Source organism: Streptomyces sp. NBC_00984 (genome assembly GCF_045162475.1).
Taxonomy (GTDB): domain Bacteria; phylum Actinomycetota; class Actinomycetes; order Streptomycetales; family Streptomycetaceae; genus Streptomyces.
Map to the genome: position 1 here is coordinate 8,807,223 of NZ_CP108734.1, position 19,017 is coordinate 8,826,239.

17 protein-coding genes and 5 pseudogenes are annotated in these 19,017 nt (G+C 68.7%); 16 read left to right on the forward strand and 6 right to left on the reverse strand.

The features are described 5' to 3' along the window. Positions 1-28 precede the first annotated feature (28 nt). From OG520_RS39355 to OG520_RS39370, 4 genes and pseudogenes are all read left to right on the forward strand, one after another. Positions 29-1,255: a sensor histidine kinase gene (locus OG520_RS39355; protein WP_406016350.1), complete on the forward strand. Its 1,227-nt coding sequence runs from the start codon at positions 29-31 to the stop codon at positions 1,253-1,255. Further along, positions 1,252-1,974, forward strand: a complete 723-nt coding sequence (locus tag OG520_RS39360) for a response regulator (RefSeq protein WP_406016351.1) — start codon at positions 1,252-1,254, stop codon at positions 1,972-1,974. The genes OG520_RS39355 and OG520_RS39360 overlap by 4 nt, the downstream gene beginning before the upstream one ends. Before the next feature lie 249 nt (positions 1,975-2,223). Continuing rightward, positions 2,224-2,923 (forward strand): annotated as a pseudogene (locus OG520_RS39365) (IS6 family transposase). Between the two features lie 288 nt (positions 2,924-3,211). Beyond that, positions 3,212-3,862, forward strand: coding sequence for an RNA polymerase sigma factor (locus OG520_RS39370; RefSeq protein WP_406016352.1), 651 nt, complete (start codon positions 3,212-3,214; stop codon positions 3,860-3,862). 168 nt (positions 3,863-4,030) lie between these two features. Here OG520_RS39370 and OG520_RS39375 read toward each other — a convergent pair whose 3' ends face one another. Continuing rightward, on the reverse strand, positions 4,031-5,245 hold the full coding sequence (locus tag OG520_RS39375) for an IS110 family transposase (RefSeq protein WP_331748053.1): 1,215 nt from the start codon (positions 5,243-5,245) through the stop codon (positions 4,031-4,033). Between the two features lie 223 nt (positions 5,246-5,468). Between OG520_RS39375 and OG520_RS39380 the strand changes: the two are divergent. The 5 genes and pseudogenes from OG520_RS39380 to OG520_RS39400 form a co-directional block, all read left to right on the forward strand. Then, positions 5,469-6,239: pseudogene (locus tag OG520_RS39380) on the forward strand (CU044_5270 family protein); the annotation flags it as partial. A gap of 144 nt (positions 6,240-6,383) precedes the next feature. Then, positions 6,384-6,605: an IS3 family transposase gene (locus OG520_RS39385; protein ID WP_406016673.1), complete on the forward strand. Its 222-nt coding sequence runs from the start codon at positions 6,384-6,386 to the stop codon at positions 6,603-6,605. A 118-nt stretch (positions 6,606-6,723) separates the two neighbouring features. Beyond that, complete coding sequence (locus tag OG520_RS39390) at positions 6,724-7,461, forward strand: dienelactone hydrolase family protein (RefSeq protein ID WP_406016353.1); 738 nt, start codon at positions 6,724-6,726, stop codon at positions 7,459-7,461. 598 nt (positions 7,462-8,059) lie between these two features. Continuing rightward, positions 8,060-8,510: pseudogene (locus OG520_RS39395) on the forward strand (IS6 family transposase); the annotation flags it as partial. A 4-nt stretch (positions 8,511-8,514) separates the two neighbouring features. Next, positions 8,515-8,622 (forward strand): annotated as a pseudogene (locus OG520_RS39400) (integrase core domain-containing protein); the annotation flags it as partial. Positions 8,623-8,720: 98 nt separating this feature from the next. Here OG520_RS39400 and OG520_RS39405 read toward each other — a convergent pair. Continuing rightward, positions 8,721-9,047 carry a hypothetical protein gene (locus OG520_RS39405; protein WP_266366282.1) on the reverse strand — a complete coding sequence of 109 codons (327 nt, stop codon included), beginning with the start codon at positions 9,045-9,047 and terminating at the stop codon, positions 8,721-8,723. A gap of 316 nt (positions 9,048-9,363) precedes the next feature. Beyond that, a pseudogene (locus OG520_RS39410) lies at positions 9,364-10,121 on the reverse strand (IS6 family transposase). A gap of 1,266 nt (positions 10,122-11,387) precedes the next feature. On the opposite strand from OG520_RS39410, the gene OG520_RS39415 reads away from it, so the two are divergent. The 3 genes from OG520_RS39415 to OG520_RS39425 all read left to right on the forward strand — a co-directional run bounded on the left by OG520_RS39415 (position 11,388) and on the right by OG520_RS39425 (position 13,961). Continuing rightward, the gene (locus OG520_RS39415; RefSeq protein WP_406016354.1) at positions 11,388-11,687 is read left to right on the forward strand and encodes a hypothetical protein; all 300 of its coding nucleotides are present in this window, start codon (positions 11,388-11,390) and stop codon (positions 11,685-11,687) included. Next, the gene (locus OG520_RS39420; protein ID WP_406016355.1) at positions 11,675-12,307 is read left to right on the forward strand and encodes a hypothetical protein; all 633 of its coding nucleotides are present in this window, start codon (positions 11,675-11,677) and stop codon (positions 12,305-12,307) included. Before OG520_RS39415 ends, OG520_RS39420 begins: the two co-directional genes overlap by 13 nt. A 301-nt stretch (positions 12,308-12,608) precedes the next feature. Continuing rightward, complete coding sequence (locus OG520_RS39425; RefSeq protein ID WP_406011716.1) at positions 12,609-13,961, forward strand: IS4 family transposase; 1,353 nt, start codon at positions 12,609-12,611, stop codon at positions 13,959-13,961. Positions 13,962-13,997: 36 nt separating this feature from the next. Here the strand turns inward: OG520_RS39425 and OG520_RS39430 are convergent, their stop codons facing one another. From OG520_RS39430 to OG520_RS39440, 3 genes are all read right to left on the reverse strand, one after another. Next, positions 13,998-14,414 (reverse strand): helix-turn-helix transcriptional regulator, encoded by a 417-nt coding sequence (locus OG520_RS39430; protein ID WP_406016356.1) that lies wholly within the window; start codon positions 14,412-14,414, stop codon positions 13,998-14,000. Between the two features lie 83 nt (positions 14,415-14,497). Further along, positions 14,498-14,686, reverse strand: coding sequence for a hypothetical protein (locus tag OG520_RS39435; RefSeq protein ID WP_266695716.1), 189 nt, complete (start codon positions 14,684-14,686; stop codon positions 14,498-14,500). A gap of 141 nt (positions 14,687-14,827) precedes the next feature. Then, a complete protein-coding gene (locus OG520_RS39440; protein WP_406016357.1) occupies positions 14,828-15,652 on the reverse strand; it encodes a hypothetical protein in 825 nt (274 codons plus the stop codon). A gap of 545 nt (positions 15,653-16,197) precedes the next feature. On the opposite strand from OG520_RS39440, the gene OG520_RS39445 reads away from it, so the two are divergent. The 4 genes from OG520_RS39445 (at position 16,198) to OG520_RS39460 (ending at position 18,724) form a co-directional block, all read left to right on the forward strand. Beyond that, positions 16,198-16,404 carry a hypothetical protein gene (locus OG520_RS39445; RefSeq protein WP_406016358.1) on the forward strand — a complete coding sequence of 69 codons (207 nt, stop codon included), beginning with the start codon at positions 16,198-16,200 and terminating at the stop codon, positions 16,402-16,404. Between the two features lie 324 nt (positions 16,405-16,728). Next, positions 16,729-16,962 (forward strand): hypothetical protein, encoded by a 234-nt coding sequence (locus OG520_RS39450; protein WP_406016359.1) that lies wholly within the window; start codon positions 16,729-16,731, stop codon positions 16,960-16,962. 317 nt (positions 16,963-17,279) lie between these two features. After that, on the forward strand, positions 17,280-17,861 hold the full coding sequence (locus tag OG520_RS39455) for a hypothetical protein (RefSeq protein ID WP_406016360.1): 582 nt from the start codon (positions 17,280-17,282) through the stop codon (positions 17,859-17,861). Then, positions 17,855-18,724, forward strand: coding sequence for an ATP/GTP-binding protein (locus OG520_RS39460; RefSeq protein WP_406016361.1), 870 nt, complete (start codon positions 17,855-17,857; stop codon positions 18,722-18,724). Before OG520_RS39455 ends, OG520_RS39460 begins: the two co-directional genes overlap by 7 nt. Positions 18,725-19,017 lie beyond the last annotated feature (293 nt).

A 19,017-nucleotide genomic window follows, 5' to 3' on the forward strand; every position in this document is an offset into this window, starting at 1 on the left:
CGTAGGGCCGGACACAGGGAGAACAGACATGCGCAGGCGCCGACACATCGGGCCCGGCGATGCCCGGGAGCCGCTGCACATCGACAGCGCCGGGCCGCCGTGGTCCCGCAACGACGCGCTCGTGACCGGCGGGGCCTGCGCGATGAACCTGCTCAGTTACGTGTTCTTCGACGACCCCGGCGGCCGATACGCCGTGAGCGTGGCCGGGTTCCTCCTCGTCGCGCTGGCAGCCCTGCCGCTGCTCGTCCGGCGCAGTCACCCGGTGGTGGCGCTCGCTGCCGTACTGGCACTCGACACGACAGCCACCCTGACCGCGCCGCTGCCCAGACACTTCGGTGCCGTCCTGCTGGTCGCCCTGTACTCAGTCGCCAGGGCCTGCACCGGCCGGGTGACAGCGATCGCGGCCGTCGCGACGGTGTCGCTGACGTTGCTGAGCCAGAGCCATGGCCGGATTCCGCCCTGGCAGGACGCCGCTTTCACGCCCCTCTCCGCCCTGATCGTCGTCGGCACCGCCATGGCGGTCAACCGCTGGCAGCGGGAGGTGGCGGCGAACCGCAGACTGCTCGCCGACCGTGCGGTGGCCGACGAACGCCGCCGCATCGCACGGGAGCTGCACGACATCGTGGCCCACCACATCACCACCATGCAGCTGATGGCCGGCGGAGCCCGGGCCAACCTCGCCCGACCGGAGGTGGTCCGGGACGCCCTGGTCACCCTGGAATCCTCCGGGCGGCTCGCCCTGCGCGAGATGCGCCAACTCCTCGATGTGCTGCGGGCCGGTGACGAACCGGAGTCCGCGCCGTCGCAGCCCCAGCCGGGCGTCGACGACCTCGACCGTCTGGTGGCCGAATCCCGCCTTGCCGGACTGCCGACCGAGTTCAGCGTCCACGGGCCGCAGCGCCCACTGCCGCCGACCGTCGGCCTCACGGTGTTCAGGGTCACCCAGGAAGCCCTCACCAACGCCCGCAAATACGCGGGGACCGCCCACGCGTCCGTACGGCTGACGTATGGCCAGGATCGGGTCACCGTCGAAGTGCGGGACGAAGGTGGGAGCACACCGCCGCAGGAGGGGGCGTCGTCGGTGGGTTCGGGCGGTTACGGCCTGATCGGCATGCGCGAGCGCGTCGCCCTGCACGGCGGCACCCTCGCCGTCGGCCCGCAGGCCGACGGTGGGTTCGCGGTGGTTGCCGACCTGCCGCTGACCACGGACGAGGCGGCCGAAGCAGCCGTTCAGCACGAGGGGGCACACCGATGACCAGGACCCGGCCGAACACATCGAGGATCAGAGTGCTGATCGCGGACGACCAGCCGCTGGTCCGGCGCGGCCTGTCACTGATCCTCTCCCCCGACCCGTCCTTCGAGGTCGTGGGAGAGGCCGAGGACGGCGCGCAGGCTGTCGCCCTCGCCCGCCGGCTGCGCCCCGACATCGTGGTGATGGACATCCGGATGCCCGTCCTCGACGGTGTCGGCGCGACCGGGGAACTCGCCGCTACCGTGCCCGGCTGCCGGGTCCTGGCCCTCAGCACCTTCGACATGGACGAGTACGTCGTGGGTGCCCTGCGCGCCGGAGCCTGCGGGTTCCTGCCCAAGGACAGCTCGCCGGAGGACCTGAGCGCGGCGATCCGCACCGTCCACGCAGGGGAGGCCGTCGTCGCGCCGCGTCTGCTCACCCGGCTGATCTCCACCTACGTACGGGCCCCTCACGGCGCGTCGCGGCCACTCCCCACCGACCTGGGCGAACTCACACCCCGGGAGGTCGAGGTGTGGCGTCTGATGGCCACCGGTCTCGACAACGCCGAGATCGCCCACGACCTGCACATCAGCGTCTCCACAGTCAAGAACTACATCACCAGCATCTTCTGCAAGCTCGACGTCCGTGACCGTGCCCAGGCGGTCATCGCGGCCTACGAATCGGGGCTGGTCACCGCCCGCACGGCAACCGGCGACCCGCGCGGAGACGGAAACACCGCATAGCCGGGCCGACCTGTGCGCTCACTGCTTGCACAGGGTGGTGTCGAGGAGGGCCGGGCCATCGGCAGTGCCTCCCGAAACCCCTACGCGGCCGACTGCTCCCGCCGCGAGGGCGGGTAACTCCCCAAGTTCCCATAGCTGGGCCTGCCTTGGGGTCGGGAGGGCACTGTCGCGTTGGCGGGCGGCGTGGGAGGATCCTCGACGTTGATCATGCTGGAGGGGGATCGTCCGTGGTGAGCGCGTTGCCGTCGTATAAGGGGCACCGGTACCCGGTCGAGGTCATCTCCCCCCTGCGTGTGGCTGTACTTCCGCTTTCCGCTCAGCTTCCGTGAGGTGGAGGAGCTGGTGCTCCGGCGCGGTGTCACCGTCTCGTACGAGACGGTCCGCCGGTGGTGTGTGAAGTTCGGGCAGGCCTACGCCGACGGACTGCGCCGCCGACGGCCCCGGCCCGGGGACAAAAGGGCATCTGGACGAGGTCTTCATCAAGATCAACGGCGAGCGGAAGTACCTGTGGCGGGCCGTCGACCAGGACGGCAACGTGCTCGGCATCCTCGTCCAGGGGAAGCGGGACAAGGCCGCGGCCAGGCGCTTCTTTCGCAGGCTGATGAAGAAGACCGGTGCGGTACCGTGGGTGGTCGTCACGGACAAGCTTCGCTCCTACGGTGCCGCTCACCGCGAGGTCATGCCCTCCGTCGAGCATCGCTCCCACAAGGGCCTGAACAACCGGGCCGAGAACAGTCACCAGCCCACCAGACAGCGTGAACGCGCGATGAGAGGCTTCCGCTCCGCCGGCGGAGCACAACGCTTCCTGTCCGCGTTCAGCGGCATCTCACCCCACTTCCGACCCCGCCGCCACCTCATGGCCGCACCCGACTACTGCGCGGAAATGACCGTCCGCTTCACCATCTGGGAGCAGATCACCGGCGCCACCGGCCTGCCCACCACACCCTGAACACACAGCCGGAACCCGGCCGCACCACACCCTGTCACGCCGTCAGACGCCCACCCAACAACGTGACAGTGCCCTTCCCTCGCCTGGGCGGCCGTGCACGGGCATCTCCTGCCTCCGGCAACTGCGACCGCCGGGTGACGGAGGGGACCAATGCGCCGCCGCGTCGGGTGCCGGCACACGAGCGGGCCCTGCGCGCACAGGAACGGGTACTCGAATCGGGCCATCGGCGAACAGCGGGTGACCATGCCCGCGTCTTCGAGGGAAAAATATGAGCCTAAGAGGCGACCGATGACCGTTTCACCGAGCGTCGGAGTCCACCGTGCCGAGGGCACGGACGAGCGGTTGGACTCCGACGCCTCGGTGATCGAACGGTCCTGGGACGAGCCCGATGCCTTCGCCGTGCTGTTCGACCGCTACGCCGACGACATCCACCAGTACGCGGCCCGGCGGCTGGGTGCCGACGTGGCGGACGATCTGATGGCGGAGACCTTCGTGATCGCCTTCCAGCGACGGCGCCGCTACGACCTGTCGAGGGCTCAGGCGCGCCCGTGGCTGTACGGGATCGTCACCAATCTCGTCGGTGAGCACCGGAGGGCCGAGGCGCGCCATCTCCGGGCGCTGGCGCGGGTCGCCGCCGGCGTCCCGGACGAGGGAGGCGGCGAGCCGATGGCCGAGCGGGTGGCCGACCGGGTCACCGCCGAGAGCGCCCGAGGTGCGCTGGCGGGCTGCATCGCCAAGCTGCCGCCCCGCTATCGGGACGTGCTGCTGGTGATCGCCTGGGGTGATCTCGACTACGTGGAGGCCGCGGAGGCCCTGGGGGTGCCGGTGGGCACCGTCCGCTCACGGCTGCACCGGGCTCGAAGGAGACTGCGCGACGCATTGGGCGGGTCCGATCCCACAGCCCTGCAAGAGTTCCAGGAGGAGCCCGATCATGGATGACCTCACCTCCGTGAAGGAGTTGGAGGCGGACACGCCTCCCCTGACCGCCGAGGCCCGTGCCGCCGCCCGCACCCGGCTGATGACCGCCATCGGCCGGGAGAGCCGCAGGGGGGTGCCTCTATGTTCTTCGTCAAGGCGGTGCTGCCGCATTTGTGCTGTGTGTCTTGGTTATGCGGCGAGGGTGATGGTGGGGGTTCGGGATTCGTAGAAGGTGCCGTCTCGGAGCATGGCGAACAGGACGCTGGTGCGTTGGCGGGCGAGGCGGAGGAGGGCCTGGGTGTGGGTTTTGCCGCGGGCGCGTTGCTTGTCGTAGTAGGCGCGGGAGGCGGGATCGGCGTTCATGCAGGCGAAGGCGGAGAGGAACATGGCGCGTTTGAGCTGCCGGTTTCCGCCTCGGGGTGCGTGCTCGCCGTGGATCGATGTGCCGGAGGATTTCGTGGTGGGGGCGAGGCCGGCGTAGGAAGCGAGGTGGGCGGCGGTGGGGAAGTTGGTGCCGTCGCCGACGGTGACCAGCAGGACTGCGGCGGTCCTGACTCCGACGCCGGGCATCGACGTCAGGACCGGGGAAAGAGGGTGAGCCTCCAAAAGGGTGTTGATCTGGGCTTCCAGGGCCCGGCGCTGTTCCTGGACGGCCGCGAGCGAGCGGGCCAGGGAGGGCACAACGATGTCGAGGGTGCCGGTCCCTGGCACGACGACGGTCTGCTCGTCGAGTGCGTCGAAGACGTCGTCGATCAGCCGGGTGGCCATGCGTGGGGCCTTGGGCCGGATGAGTTCGACGAGGCGGCGGCGTCCGGCCTTTCGCAGTGCGGCCGGGGATCCGTGGCGTTCGAGCAGCCAGGTGACGGCCTGGTGGTCCAGGCGTGGTCCCAGGACGCGTTCGAGGCTGGGGTGGAACTGGGTGAGCAGGCCGCGTATCCGGTTGGATGTGCGGGTGGCCTCGGCGGCGAGGTCCTGATCGAAGCCCACCAGGACGGTCAGTTCGGCGGTGATCTCGTCGGTCAGTTCCAGAGAGCGCAGGGTGTGCGGCAGGGTGCGGGCCGCGTCCGCGATCACCGCCGCGTCACGCGCGTCGGTCTTCGCCTTGCCCGGATACAGGTCGGCGATCCGGCGCATCGCCAGGCCGGGCAGGTAGGCGACCTGGCAGCCCGCGTCCCGGGCCACGGCCAGCGGGAGAGCGCCGATGGAGGCGGGCTGGTCCACGATCACCAGAACGGTGCCGAACTTCGCGGTCAGTTTCTCGAACACGGCCCGCAGCTTCGGCTCGCTGTTGGGCAGCTGCTTGTCGAAGACCTTCTTCCCGGCCGGGGTGAGTCCATGGCCGTGGTGAGCACTCTTACCGACGTCCAGGCCGAGGAACACGCCCACGTCTTCGGTGTCGAACATCGCACCTCTCCATACGAGTTGACGGCGCCGGCCTCGGCAGTGGTGTCGTACGCGCGCATCCACGTTATGCAGACCTGCTGCCCGCGAGCTGTCCGGCATTGCGCCGGACCGGGCAGCGGCCGGACCTCTCATCAGCGTCTCCGACGGCACCTCCCGGGCCCGGTGACACCACCCCCCAGGTCATCCGTTCGACAGGGGGACACAGTCATGCCGGGCCCGGAGGCCAGCGGCCCTCTTGCAGGACCGCGAAAAACATAACGGGGGCGCTCTCGCTCTGCCCAGGCGGACGGTTTTCCGTGTCGCGGTGGCCGCGACGGTCGCTGCGGCAGTGGCGGGAACCGTACTGGTGGTCTCGGCGGACGGCGGGGACCCCCGTTCCCCGAGGATGACCACCCTCAGCGCGGCGCAGGTGCTGCACAAGGCCGCGGACAGGACGCGGTCCACTGGTGCCGGCCTGCCGATCCCGCGGAAAGACCAGTACTTCTACACCAAGACCTACATCACGCGAACCCCCGTGAAGGGCGGGAAGACCAGGACGTGGACGGACGAGAGCTGGCTGTCGGTGGACGGCTCCAGGCCCTCGCGCCGGCAGGAGCACGGCAAGATCCACAACGATCCCCCGCTGGGCGAGCACGAGGTGCAGTGGCCGCCCAATGAATACGCGAAGCTGCAGAAGTGGCCGACCGACCCCGACGAGCTCCTCAGGTGGCTCGGCCGCGGGCGCGTCGAGGTCGTCGAGCCGTCCGGGGCGAAGGGGGGCAAGGCCGGCGGGCCCGCGCCCGACCCCGACAGGATGGTGTTCGTGGAGGCATGTCTGCTCATGCAGGGGCCGCGGGTCATGCCGCCCGGCCTGCAGGCCGCCGCTTTCGAGGCCCTGGCGAAACTGCCACGCATCAAGGTGGACGAGGACGAGGTCGACGCTCTGGGCCGGCACGGGGTCAGGGTGTCGTACCCCCACCTGACCTTCACCTTCGTCTTCGACCGTGAGACCTACGACTACCTGGGCATTCGTCTCGCGGATCACGGCTGTCAATATACGTCGATCAGGCTAACAACTCGCCTGCTGCGATCGGGAGTTCAGGCGTCCATGGGCTCGGTCGGAGACTCGTACGACAACGCCCTCGCGGAGAACCTGTGGATGATCACCAAGACGGAGTGCATCCGCGGCCGCGTCTTCGCCACCCGGGCCGAGACGAACCTGGCGCTGTTCGAGTACATCGATGGGTTCTATAACTCCCGGCGCATCCAGAAACGGCTCGGCTACCTCAGTCCGATCGATTTCGAGGAGAAGCACTACGCCGACCAGGCAACGGCCGAACGAACGAACCTGAAACCCCGTCAACCCGCCCTGACCAGCTGATCAGCACCTCCCGCACGCCGGGGGAACCTCACCTCGCCGTATTTGGGATACCCGGGCTGTTCTGCCAGCGGCAGAACACCGGCCGGACCGGGCTCGACGATCACTACAGTCCAGACTCATGACAACGATTACGACGCGTACGGTCGAGTATCCGGCCGACGATTTTACGATGATCGGGCACCTCGCGCTCCCGGCCGGTGTCGACCGCCGGCCCGCGGTGCTGCTCGGACCAGAGGGCATGGGGCTCAGCGACGTCGAGCGCTGCAGGGCCGATGCTCTCGCCGAGCTGGGATATGTAGCGCTGGCCTTCGACCTTCACGGTGGGCGCTATTTGGGCGACCCCGAGGAGATGCTGGCCCGTTGCATGCCGCTGCTCGCCGACCCCGACCGGATGCGAGGCATCGGCCACGCGGCGCTTGACGTGTTGCGCACCGAACCGCGGACCGACCCCGACCGGATAGCCGCCGTCGGCTACGGCACCGGGGGCGCCATCGCGCTGGAACTCGGGCGCGATGGCGTCAACCTGCGCGCGATCGGGACAGTTAACGCAACTACCACGGGCCGACCGGGCGAGGCGGCGCGCATTCGCTGCCCGGTGTGGGCCGGGGTCGGGTCGGAAGACCCGATCATGCCGCCCGCGCAACGGAACGCGTTCACCGCTGAGATGCAGGCCGCGGGCGTCGACTGGCGCCTCGCGGTCTACGGCGGCGCCTTGCACGCCTTCCACCACCCGCCGGTCGACCACCCCATGGTCCCCGGCGTCGGCTACCACCCACAGCACGCGCAGCGAGCCTGGCGCGACGTCGTCGAACTGCTCGCCGAGTGCCTGCCCGTGACGGAGGACCTGGGGGTATGACCCAGGCAAACACGCTGGCGCCTGGCCTGGTCGGCGTCGGGCACTGACAGTCCCCTCCCCTCAAGTCCGCACAGCAGAACCGCATTCGGGCAGATGCTCGATTGCGGAGAGGTATGCACAACTGCCGCAGTAAATCCGGTAATTTACTGCGGCAACACCCTGACGGTGCGTCAGAGCCCAGAAGTCCGATAAGCCAACCTCGAAGCGGAGTCACTTCTACCGCTATCCGCTGCTCGTTTGGCCCTCACCCCGAGCCAGTGACCGACCGTCACATTGACTACATAGCTACTTGCCACTTGGATCGCCGCTCGTTAACGGCACCCCAACGAGGAAGTCCGCCAGTCGCCTGGGCCCGCGACCGGGTCGAGAAGCAGTACGAGAGCCAGGCTGCGACGCATCCTGGCCGTCGCCATGGACGAGGGGGTGCCGGTAGATCGTCCGAGCGCTGACGTCGAGGGCTCCGGCGACTCCCACGACGGTGGTGCAGCAGGCCTGGCGAGGAGCCTCCCGGCGCGGACGATCTTTGCAAGGCTCCAGCGGGCCCGCCGCGGAGTCGGGGGCCCGCAGGAGGGCACTGTCACGTTGGCTGACGGGTGGGATGATCTTCGGGTTGATCATGGTGGAGGGGGTGTCCGTGGGCAGTACGCCGCCGTCGTACAAGGGGCACCGGTACCCGGTCGAGGTGATTCCCACTGCGTGTGGCTGTACTTCCGCTTCCCGTTGTCATTCCGTGAGGTGGAGGAGTTGATGCTGCAGCGCGGTATCAGCGTCTCCTACGAGACGGTCCGCCGCTGATGTCTGAAGTTCGGACAGGCCTATGCCGACGGACTGCCCGGCCGTCGGCCACGGCCGGGGACAAGTGGCACCTGGACGAGGTCTTCATCAAGGTCAACGGCGAGCTGAAGTATCTGTGGCGGGCCGTCGACCAGAATGGCAACGTCCTCGACATCCTCGTCCAGAACCGGCGGGACAAGGCCGCGGCGAGATGCTTCTTCCGCCGCCTGATAAAGAAGACCCGTACGGTGCCGAGGGTGGTCGTCACCGACAAGCCCCCAGGGCGCGAAACGCTGGCCCGGAGCCCGCGCCGCCCGCCTCTCGGTCTTCCGCTGGGTCACCCGCTACAACACCAGACGACGGCACTCCGCCCTGGACGGTGCTTGCGCAGCAGCATCAGCCAGAGGTGGCAGCCCGCCGTCAATGCCCCCGCCTGGCATGCGATCCGAGCGCAACTCACCGGTGACGACAGGGTTTGACGCCTATCAACTGTTAGCTTCGGACCAGCCGTTGAACGCGACAGCCCAGGCCATGACGTCCTGCGCCTTTTTGGCCGAGACCTTCACCGTTGTGCTGTCTCCGTCCCTTCCACAGATCACGACAGACAGTGCACCGGTCTTCTTCTTGAGCGCGAAGGCAAACAGGCCAGTCGCGAACAGTCGTGTCACGGTGATCCGCTTGCCTGTGCCGTCGATGGTCTGGACGGTTGCGCCGCTCGCGGGAGTATGCCACTGGCCGACTGTCAGGGTTCCGTTGCTGTCGAGGAATATCGGTGTACCGCGAGGCGGCTGAGGTGGATTCGGAGATGACATTCAGGCCCCATTCGCTGGTCGGTCATCCAAATGTGCCAGCGTTACGGAAAACATGTGTGGACATTGCCGATCCGTGACCCTATGTTTCCGCCGTTGCCTCGCATCGCTGCTGATGTGGGTCTGACATTTCCACGGGTGAGTCGCGCGCCCGCCACGCGGCATCCAGCCCTTGGGCGTCGTACGGATCGCGATGGCATCGGTCTGGTCTACGCCGCCCTGGCCGCCCGACGCCTCTTCCCGGCGCTGTCACGTTGTTGGGTGTGTGGGTGTCTGATGGTGTGTCGGGGCATGGTGGGGCCTGGTTCGGGGCCTGTGCTCAGGCCGTGGTGGACAGACCGGCGGTGCCGGTGACCTGCTCCCAGGTGGTGAAGCGGTGCTGCATCTCGGTGCGGTAGTCGGGGGCGGTCATCATGGCGGCGGGGCCGGAAGTGGGGTGAGATGCCGCTGAACGCGGACAGGAACCGCTGCGCCGCGCCAGCGGAGCGGAAGCCTTTCATCGCACGTTCACGCTGCCGGGTGGGCTGGTGGCTGTTCTCCGCCCGGTTGTTCAGCCCCTTGTGCGAGCGGTGCTCGACCGAGGGCATGACCTCGCGGTGGGCGGCGCCGTAGGAGCGGAGCTTGTCCGTGACGACCACTCGCGGCACCGTACGGGTCGTCTTCACCAGACGACGGAAGAATCGCCTGGCCGCGGTCTTGTCCCGCCGGTTCTGTACGAGGATGTCCAGCACCATGCCGTCCTGGTCGACAGCCCGCCAGAGGTACTTCTGCTCGCCGTTGATCTTGACGAAGACCTCGTCCAGGTGCCACTTGTCACCAGGCCGGGGCCGGCGGCGGCGCAGCGAATTGGCGTACTGCTGCCCGAACTTCAGGCACCAGCGGCGGATGGTCTCGTAGGAGACGATCACGCCGCGCTCGAGCATCAGCTCCTCGACCTCACGGAAACTGAGCGGGAAACCGGAAGTACAGCCACACGCAGTGGGAGATCACCTCGACCGGGTACCGGTGACCCCTGTACGACGGCGACGCGCTCCCCACGGACGACTCCCCGTCCACCGTGATCAACCCGAAGATCATCCCACCCGCTCAGTCAACGTGACAGCACCTCCCCGCGGTGATCCACAGGAATTGACAATTGCTCGGTCTGGATATTCTGCACGTACTGCCGCGGCTCCGGCTGGCAGCTGCCGTTCGTACATGCAGAGCGACTTGGCCGGAGCCGAACATCACTGACTGTTGCCCCACGATGGCGGAGCCGTGGGTTGAGCCGTGTGCTGGCGGGTGCTCCCGGTTTCGCGTGGTTGGCGTTTGTGGCCTGAATCGGCCACAGCCGGTTGCGCCGAGGTGGTAAGACGGACACAGCCTGTGCTAGACGGTTGGGCTGGGCGAGGTGAGGGGGGCTGAGATGTCCTCGGGCTTACGGACGTTCGCCCGGCTGATCACGGTGGCCGCGATTGTCACTGCCTACGTCGCGCTGCACTTGGCGATCACCGCAGGCATGGACCTGCGGGCCTGCGACCGCTTCCGCGGCGCCCCGGTGCGGGTTGCCGCGTTCACTGCCGCGCTGGACCGCTACGCCGACGGGACCGTGTCCGCACGCGCTGAGATCCGTGAGGGCGATGCGTGGTTCGAGGAGAACGCCCCGCCGGGAAGAAGCCGGACCGTGGTCTCCTCTGCCGCCCGCGATGCCGAGGAGGGCGGCACTCCTCCCGCAGGGGTGCCGCCTTGTCGGTGTGCCCGGCGCCGGGGACAAGCGTGTGAGCGGCAGCCTCGGCGCGGACTGGGCGGCTCGTCCTGGCCGCAGGGCTACAGAAAGTGCTTATTGAACGGCAAGAAGCCCGCGCCTTTGAGGCGCGGGCTTCTTGCAAGAGAAGTGACATCCGTCACAAGGAGAGTGCTGCGAAACACGTCTCCACCGAGGGCGCGTCCAGGCCATTCCGAACGGCGTCTCGTGACATCCAGTTTGGCTGCCATTGTCTGCCAGAGGCGAGATTTCGGACACTGCCGGACGGTTTCGGACACAGCGCTACCTCCACCAGTGCATTTCGTCAGTGTGTGGAGTACGTGGCCGGAAGTTTCCGGACACCCTTGGACATCCGGCAGAGGGGCTGACGCGAGCAGGTGCAGCAATACGTCCCGTGTCCCTGATGTCCCGTCAGGAATGTTCGAATGAAACGTTCCTGACAGGTTAACCGGAGTCGAGGGGTCCACTTGGAAGCAAGTTGATCCCGCCCTCCCGGACCGGCCAGACTTGATGTTGCGTACCCCGAGGTGCGTGAGGGACCTGCGAATCCCTCGATTCACATCTGCGTCCAGGCCATGTCCGCGAAAGGCGGTTAGCTCGTGTTCCCCATCTTCATCCCGGGGGCCGGCTGGATCTTCCAGCCCGTCGTCCCGATCTCCCCCGGGTGCGTGTACGCACCCGTCGAGCAGCCCAAGAGATTCGGGTTTCGCCAGGCCGCCCTCGGCGTCCTGGCCTCGCTCGTCCTGCTGTGGCTGTCCCTCACCCACCCCGTCGAGGTGATCGGCGCCATTGCCGCGGCGGTCGCCCTCGACGCCCTGGTCCGTCTGGTACGCGAGGTCCCCCGCACACTCCGCCGCCGACGCATTGCCAAGACGGGGGAGCGGCTGTGGGCGGAGTAGACAGGCAGGAGCTCGCTGTCCGCCTGAAGGAAATCTTCGACAGGGATGTCCAGGCGGGCAGGCAGCCGTATCGCCGTGCCATGCAGGTGGGCCTTGAGGAGGATCTGGTGACTCGGATCCTCAACGGCCAGTTCCTTCCCAACCGCGGAAGACTGGACGCGCTGCTGGACAGCGTGCTTATTTCCGACGAAGAGCGGATGGAACTTCAGGCGATCCGCTCCTCCATCTATCAGGGAGTCAAGGCTGGGAGGGGTGAAGGTGCTGCGCGGACGGTCTTGCGGTGCGAGCCCTACGTGCCGAAGTTTGGCCAGCCCGACCCCACCGGCGTTTCGAGCCCGCTCGAACTGCAGCAGGCCTTGCAGGCAGTGCATGTGTGGGGCGGTCGGCCGTCGTTGAGGCTGCTGGAGCGGCGCAGCGGCGGCGTGCTGCGCCGCAGCACGGTCAGCGACATGCTGCGTGGGGAACCGTCCGTGCCGGACTACGATCGCTATCTCGCGTTCCTGCGGGCGTGCGGTATCGATGACGCCGGCCTGAACGCGTGGGTGTTTACCTGGCGCCGACTGTCGGCACAGAAGCAGCCCAAGATCGCAGTGTGGATGGGCGGAATGACCCCGGCGTAGGGACACACGTCCGCCCAGTATGTGGAGGGCCCGCACCGACGCGGTGCGGGCCCTGCTCCCCGCGCAGGTGGGGAAGCCCCCTACCCGCGACTGCAAACGTCGCCCTGGTCGTCACCGAACCCGAATACAACGTGGTCGAAGCCGCGATCCGGGGCTGGCTGGACAGTCACCCTGCCCCGCTAGCTGCAACGCCGTTCAGTTAGGCGTGGAAGTCGTTCGTCAAGGCTGGTGAACGAGGCAGCGGAGCTGCTGTAGAAGAGGGATGTCACTCCAAGACATCCTCACCACAGGAGCTCCGCTGTTGGAACAGGCTGCCATAACAAGGACCGTCGGGGTAGCGGCCGGGGTGTTCGCACCGGGGCATATCGGTGAGCTGACCCGGATCGTTCCGTTCGAGATGGTCGATGAGGTGCTGGAACAGACCGGTGCGGTGCAGCGCAGGGTCCGGCTGGTGCCGGCGCGGGTCACGGTCTACCTGCTGCTGGCCGCGGCACTCTTCAACGGGCTGGGCTATCAGCAGGTTTTCGACCGGTTATGCGCCGGGCTGGCGAGCCTGGCACCAGTCCGGCCCAGTGGCAGCGCTCTTCGCCAGGCCCGCCAGCGGCTGGGGCCGGCACCGATGAAAGCCCTGTTCGACCTGGTGAGTGGGCCTGCGGCCACGACCGCTGCCGCCGGGCGATGGCGGGGTCTGAGGGTCGTGGCAGTCGACGGCACCCTTCTGCCGGTCCCGGACTGCCCGGCCAACCTTGCGGTGTTCACCCGGCAGCGGCTCGGCAACGGGATCTCGGGCTACCCGCAACTGCGTCTGGCCGCGCTGGTGGCCTGCGGGACCCGGTCGGTGATCGGGGCCGTGTTCGGTCCGGCCACGACCGGCGAACTGGAGTACGCCCGCCGCCTGGCGGTGGACCTGCGGGCTGGGATGCTGCTGCTGGGCGACCGGAACTTCGCCTCCGCCGCATTGCTGAACCAGCTGGCCGCCACCGGCGCCGATCTGCTCGTGCGCTGCAAGACGAACCGGAAGCTGCCACCGTTGGTCCGCTGCCGTGACGGCTCGACACTGACCCGGATCGGTCCACTGACCGTGCGTGTCATCGAGGCCGAGATCAGTATCCGCACCGCCCAGGGCACACGCACGGGCCATTACCGGCTGCTGACCACCCTCACCGACCCTGACACCCACCCGGCCGGTGAACTCGTCCGGCTCTACCACGAACGCTGGGAGATCGAGACCGCCTACGCGGAGCTGAAGTCCACGATGCTGGGCGGACGCGTCCTGCGGGCCCGCACCCCGGACGGCATTGAGCAGGAGGTCTGGTCCCTGCTGACCGCCTACCAGGCACTGCGGACCGCGATGACCGACGCCACCGACAGCATCCCGGGCACCGACCCCGACAGGGCCGGCTTCTTCACCGCCCTCGCCGCCGCCCGGGACCAGCTCGTCCTGGCCGCCGGCATCATCACCGGCACCGACATCGATCTCGTCGGCACCATAGGCCGTCACGTCCTGGCCCACCTCCTGCCCACCCGGCGGGTCCGCACCAAAGACCGCATCGTCAAACGAGCAATCTCCAAATACAACGCACGCGGACCCGCCATTGACCGGACCACCTACAAAGCCACCATCAGCATCAACATGCTCACGAGCAGCCCTTGACGCCCCAGACCCCGCCCTAACTGAACGGCGTTGCCGCTAGCTGGGCAGCAGTGTGTGGACTGTCCGCTGAAGGTCCGCGAGGTGCTCGGTGCGGGCAGTCAGCACCTCACGCAGATGCCAGGCCTCTGTCTCGGCCAGTTGACGTCCATGCCGCTCGGCCGCCAGTTCCTGGCGCACGCGGGCCAGCTCGGCGCGCAGCATGACGTCGTCGTGCTCTTGGCCGTCGTCCTCGGTCGGCCCGGCCTGTGTCGTCGGGGCGTCGGGCGGGGCGGGTGCATGAAGCCGGAGGCCGGCGGCCAGGAGGTCGTCGATGGGGATCAGCCACTCGCGCTTTGGGTCCTGGACCGCGCCGGGTAGGTCGCCGTCCTCGCGGCGGCGGCGGATCGTCGTGCGGCTCACGCCGCACGCGGTGGCGGCCTCCCGCTGGGTCAGCATCGGACGCGTCGTGCTCATGCCCCCATCATCCCCGCGGCCACGCCCTCGGGCGCCCGTCCGGGGGCGTGGCCGCGGCCGGGCACCCGAGGGCGCGGTGCGTCCTACAACTCGTCCCAGCGCAGGTCGCGTACCCACCGCCAGACCCCGGCCGTGTCCGGCTCGTACAGCGACCGTCCGCCCGGATGCTCGCCGTGGTCGCTGATGATCGCGATCCATGGGTCGTCATCGATCTCCCCGACATCCACCGTCCGACCGTCCAGCGGCCCGCCATGCAGTTCCACATCAGCCATCCCGCCACCGTAGGAGCGAGACCAAGATCACGACGCGCGGTTGCCGGAGTTGAGTAGACGTCCACTCAACTCCGGCAACCGCGTTTTGGCCTGGTCGGCCGGGGGTTGCGCGGCTAACCCCCGCCCGGGTTAGCCTCCGGCTCACGCTGCCTGCACCCACTGATCCGCGATCGGCCGCAACTGCCGTACGGTCCGGCTCCGACGCTGCCGCCACGCAATCGCGGTCACGCCAGCCCGCTCCGCACTCTCCCGCGCCCCAACCCGCGACTCGTCCGCGATCACCCGCGCCCGCACCACATCGAGCAGCCCGGCAGCCACGGCCCACACCAGCAACTCGACCAGCTCGCCCCGCGCACCAACCACAACCTCACCGGCCGCGACGAGCCCGGCCTCAGCGGCCTGCCGTCCGAGGACCGTCCGCCAGACAACGCCCGCCGGATCATCCGCCACCAGATCACCGGACACGACCGCGGATTCGAGTACGGGATGCCACGGCACCGCCTCCGCGTCCGCTCGCAGCTCACGGCTCGCCAGATGCAGCGTCTCCAGGAGCAGCGTCGCCGCGACACCACCGGCCCGGCCGAGAGGAAACCGCCGCACCACCTGATACAGACACACGACGACGACCTGACCCGTCTCGTCGAAATCCCGGCCGGCCCGCAGCCGCTGCGTCATCCGCACCGCACCCGGCAGCATCGCCTGCACCACCACCCGCGCCGCCAACTGCGCCCCGGCCCCCTCGTCGGCCGCACGCTCCAACAGCACCCGCATCCACCGGTCACTGTGCACACGCCCCCGCGCCCGGTCCCGGCACTCCAACTCCGCCAGGAGCTCCGCCAGACCGCGCGCCTCGGCGAGCACCCCGCCCTCCCGCAGCCAGCCCAGCACCATCTCGGCACGCCCGGATCCGGCACAGACCAGCGTCCACTCGGCATCCAGCGACTCAAAAACCCGCGTTCCAGTCACGACAGCTCCCCGTTCGGTGATGCCGTGAACTCTGCTCAGCGCCCCTGACCCAAACGCTGACCCAACTCCCTGAATGCGCAGGTCAGAAGGTTGCCCAAATGCTGACCCACGGTGTACCCCGCGCGCGCCTGCGCTGACCCGCGGCGAGGACCGGGCAGGGGTGCCGGCCGCTGCAACACGACTGTTACTGAGCGGGGCCGAACGTTTCGCGGATCGCAACGCAGATAACCGGCGGCGGCGCGATAGCAGTTCTGTGGGGCCCATTCAATACCTGGCGAAAACAAAGACGCAGGTCAGAGCATTGAATGAGCGCCCCGAAATCCGAAAGGGTAGGTCCGCCATCCGGGCTTGCGTCGCTAACCCCCGGCTCGGTCATCGTGCTGCCACCACCCCGCGACGCCCGCCGTCAAGCACTCGCGAATCCACTTCAACCGCCCTGCGAACAGGGACGGATCGGATTTTCGCGAGAACTGGATCGACCGGCCGTCAGCGCGGACTGTTGCCACCGCGCTCACCCGGAGCGCACCTACTCAAGGAGAGATTCCGTGTCCTCGCTCGCCCTGCTGATCGTGCTCGCCGTGGTCCTGGCCCTGGTCCTGGCCGTCGTCATCGTCCTGACGATGGGCGGCCTCGCCTACGTCACCCACCGCCACCCGTCCCTCACGCAGCCGTTGGCAGTCGCCATCAGCGGCGCCGGCCTCCTGATCGCCGCCCTTGCCGCCGGCGCCGCCGTCGTCCTCGTCACCCGATGACGCCGCGCACCCCCCGTTCCCGGGCCGGACCTGCGGCCACCGGGCACCCGCTCCGGGCCCAACCACAGAGCCGCACCCCGCCGGTGACGCGCCGCATGAATTCCACAGAACGCCGAACGGTCCGCGAACTGCAACGCAGATAACTGGCACCCGCAAAAGCGCGCGACCAAGCGTCACATCTGGGCCTGGCCCCCACATAACAAAGTTGGACAGGGCTCGTCCCTACAACCCTGGCGCCGACATCCGGCAACCAGCCTGTACTCGCCCCTACCGTGCCTTGCCCTACCGAGCGCGCACCGCGCCAACCTGAAACGAGGACAACCAATGTCTACTACCGTCCCGCCGACCCCCGCCCCTGCTGCCCCGACCGCTCCGGTCAACTGGATCCCGGCAGCCGTGACCGCGATCGCCGTCACGGTGACCCTGCTCGCGTGCGGATTCACCGGGTTCCTCGTCTACGCCTACCCGGCACTGCGGGAACCGCTGAGCGCCGCTGCGGGCATCGCGGGGTTCCTTGGCGTGGTGGCGGCGCTGATCGTCTCCATGTGCCGCCGGTGACCCCCGTGCGGCCCTCCCCGCCTCGGGGGCCAGGAGGGCCGCACCCCGCCACCGTTTCGTCGTTGCGCAACGGGGTGCCTAACGAGTTGCCTAACGGGTTGCCCAACAGGGCGCTCAACGAGTTGCTTAACGCCCTCGGCTGGCGGTCGCTGCGCCGCAGGTGGCAGGCGGTATTGGCGCTGACCCACCACGCCGACACCTCTCTCTGCAGGAGAGAGGTCCCCCTCAGCCACCCCGCCCGGGACAAAGGGCCGTGAGCGTTCGGCTGCGCCGCGTTACGGTGAGCGCCGACTGATCAACACACGGGGGTGGCCTGGATGGTGACGACGACTCGATCGAGGCGCACGGCAGCGCTGTACGGCGCCGTACCGCTCGCTCTGCTGCTCGCCGGATGCGGTGGCGGCGACGACGGGGCAAAGCCGTCTGCGGCCCCGCCAGCCGCCTCAACGCCTGCGCCCGCGACATCGTCGGCCGACCCGCAAGCGGCGGAGAAAGCCGCGGTAATCGCCGCGTACAGCTCGATGTCGGCGGAGCAGGCGAAGGCGTACGGCAAGGCCGATGCCAAGGGCACTCAGTTGGAGAAGTACGCCACCCTCGACGCGCTGGGGCAGATCCGCAACGACCTGGCCCGGATGAAGGCGGCCGGGACGGTCGTGCGCGGCGGGATCGGACACGACCCGAAGGTGACCGCACTCGACACGACTGCCAAGACGCCGAAGGCGACGCTCACGGACTGCGTGGACCTGTCGTCGTACGAGACGTACGACACCAAGGCCAAGAAGGTGATCCCGCTCCCGACGGAACAGCCGCTGCGGTACGTCATGACGGTCTCGGCCGAGAAGTGGCCGAACGGCTGGATGGTGACAGCCATCAACCCGCAGGGCGGCCCGACATGCTGAAGCGGGCCGCGGCGACAACGGCGGCCCTGGCCGGTGCTCTCGTGCTCGCGCCTGCCGCACACGCGTACGGCGGCGGCTCCGGAGTCGGTACCCCCGGCTGCAAAGGGGCGACGATGTTTGTCAAGGTGTGCGCCGAGGAAACCGTCAGCACACCCCCCTCGGGCGGCGGCCACGGCGCGAAGGCGACACCCGCCGGCACCCCTGGCAGCGGCTCGAAGCCCCACTGCGAGTACACCAAACTCGACCCGCCGCCTCCGCCGGAGAACCTGGGCTGGGAAGGGCACACCGCCAAGGACGGCGCGGTCTATCAGGTCAACTGCCCCGACTCCGGGCGCGTCGGCGTCACGTTCGTCCCGAACGGCACCGGCCCGGCCGCGCCCACGATCGATCCCGAGCTGGTGGCGCGCCGCGCGGTCGACTCCATGAGGCTGGTGGGCCCGAAGGTGGCCAGCCCCCGCACGGCCGGGAAGTACGTGGTCGGGATGCCGATGTGGATGTGGGTGACCCGCTCGACATCGTCGTACGGCCCGGCGACCGCGACGGCGACGGCGGGCGGCGTCACGGTCACCGCCACCGCGAAGGTGGCCGCGATCCGGTGGGACATGGGCGACGGCACCATCGTCACCTGCCACGGCCCCGGCACCCCGTACAGCGCCGACCGCGGAAAGGCTTTGTCCCCGGACTGCGGCCACCGCTACGTGCGGAGCGCCGCAGACCAGCCGGACGGCCGTTACAAGGGCACCGCGACCGCGACCTGGACCGTCACGTGGACGGCCCCCGCCCTCAACGACGGCGGCGAGTTCACCGAGACCCGACAGACCGCGCTCAGCGCGCGGGTCGGTGAGGTCCAGGTCCTCAACTAGGCGGGCGGGCCCGCCCCGACCACAGGCCCGACCACGCAGGCCAGGGCCCTCGGGACTGGGCCCGGCAGCAGCGACCCAATCGGGCACGCCCGTTGCCGGTGCACGCCACCAGTCGGGATCCGACGTTGCGCAAGGGAACGGGAGTGGCGCGGCCAAGTGCCAGCCGCGCAGGAGGCAGCCGCCGCCGGACGCTACCTCTCCGCCTGGCCCGCCCTCACCCTGCGGGCTGAAAAGACCCCTCCAATTGAGGCGTTCTTCAGCGAAACAAGTCGGGGGCGGGTAAGAACCAGGCC

Coding starts and splice junctions, on each gene's coding strand:
- OG520_RS39355 (WP_406016350.1), top strand. CDS start 29: ATGCGCAGGCGCCGACACATCGGGCCCGGCGATGCCCGGGAGCCGCTG.
- OG520_RS39360 (WP_406016351.1), top strand. CDS start 1,252: ATGACCAGGACCCGGCCGAACACATCGAGGATCAGAGTGCTGATCGCG.
- OG520_RS39370 (WP_406016352.1), top strand. CDS start 3,212: ATGACCGTTTCACCGAGCGTCGGAGTCCACCGTGCCGAGGGCACGGAC.
- OG520_RS39375 (WP_331748053.1), bottom strand. CDS start 5,245: ATGTTCGACACCGAAGACGTGGGCGTGTTCCTCGGCCTGGACGTCGGT.
- OG520_RS39385 (WP_406016673.1), top strand. CDS start 6,384: ATGATCACCAAGACGGAGTGCATCCGCGGCCGCGTCTTCGCCACCCGG.
- OG520_RS39390 (WP_406016353.1), top strand. CDS start 6,724: ATGACAACGATTACGACGCGTACGGTCGAGTATCCGGCCGACGATTTT.
- OG520_RS39405 (WP_266366282.1), bottom strand. CDS start 9,047: ATGTCATCTCCGAATCCACCTCAGCCGCCTCGCGGTACACCGATATTC.
- OG520_RS39430 (WP_406016356.1), bottom strand. CDS start 14,414: ATGAGCACGACGCGTCCGATGCTGACCCAGCGGGAGGCCGCCACCGCG.
- OG520_RS39435 (WP_266695716.1), bottom strand. CDS start 14,686: ATGGCTGATGTGGAACTGCATGGCGGGCCGCTGGACGGTCGGACGGTG.
- OG520_RS39450 (WP_406016359.1), top strand. CDS start 16,729: ATGTCTACTACCGTCCCGCCGACCCCCGCCCCTGCTGCCCCGACCGCT.
- OG520_RS39455 (WP_406016360.1), top strand. CDS start 17,280: ATGGTGACGACGACTCGATCGAGGCGCACGGCAGCGCTGTACGGCGCC.
- OG520_RS39460 (WP_406016361.1), top strand. CDS start 17,855: ATGCTGAAGCGGGCCGCGGCGACAACGGCGGCCCTGGCCGGTGCTCTC.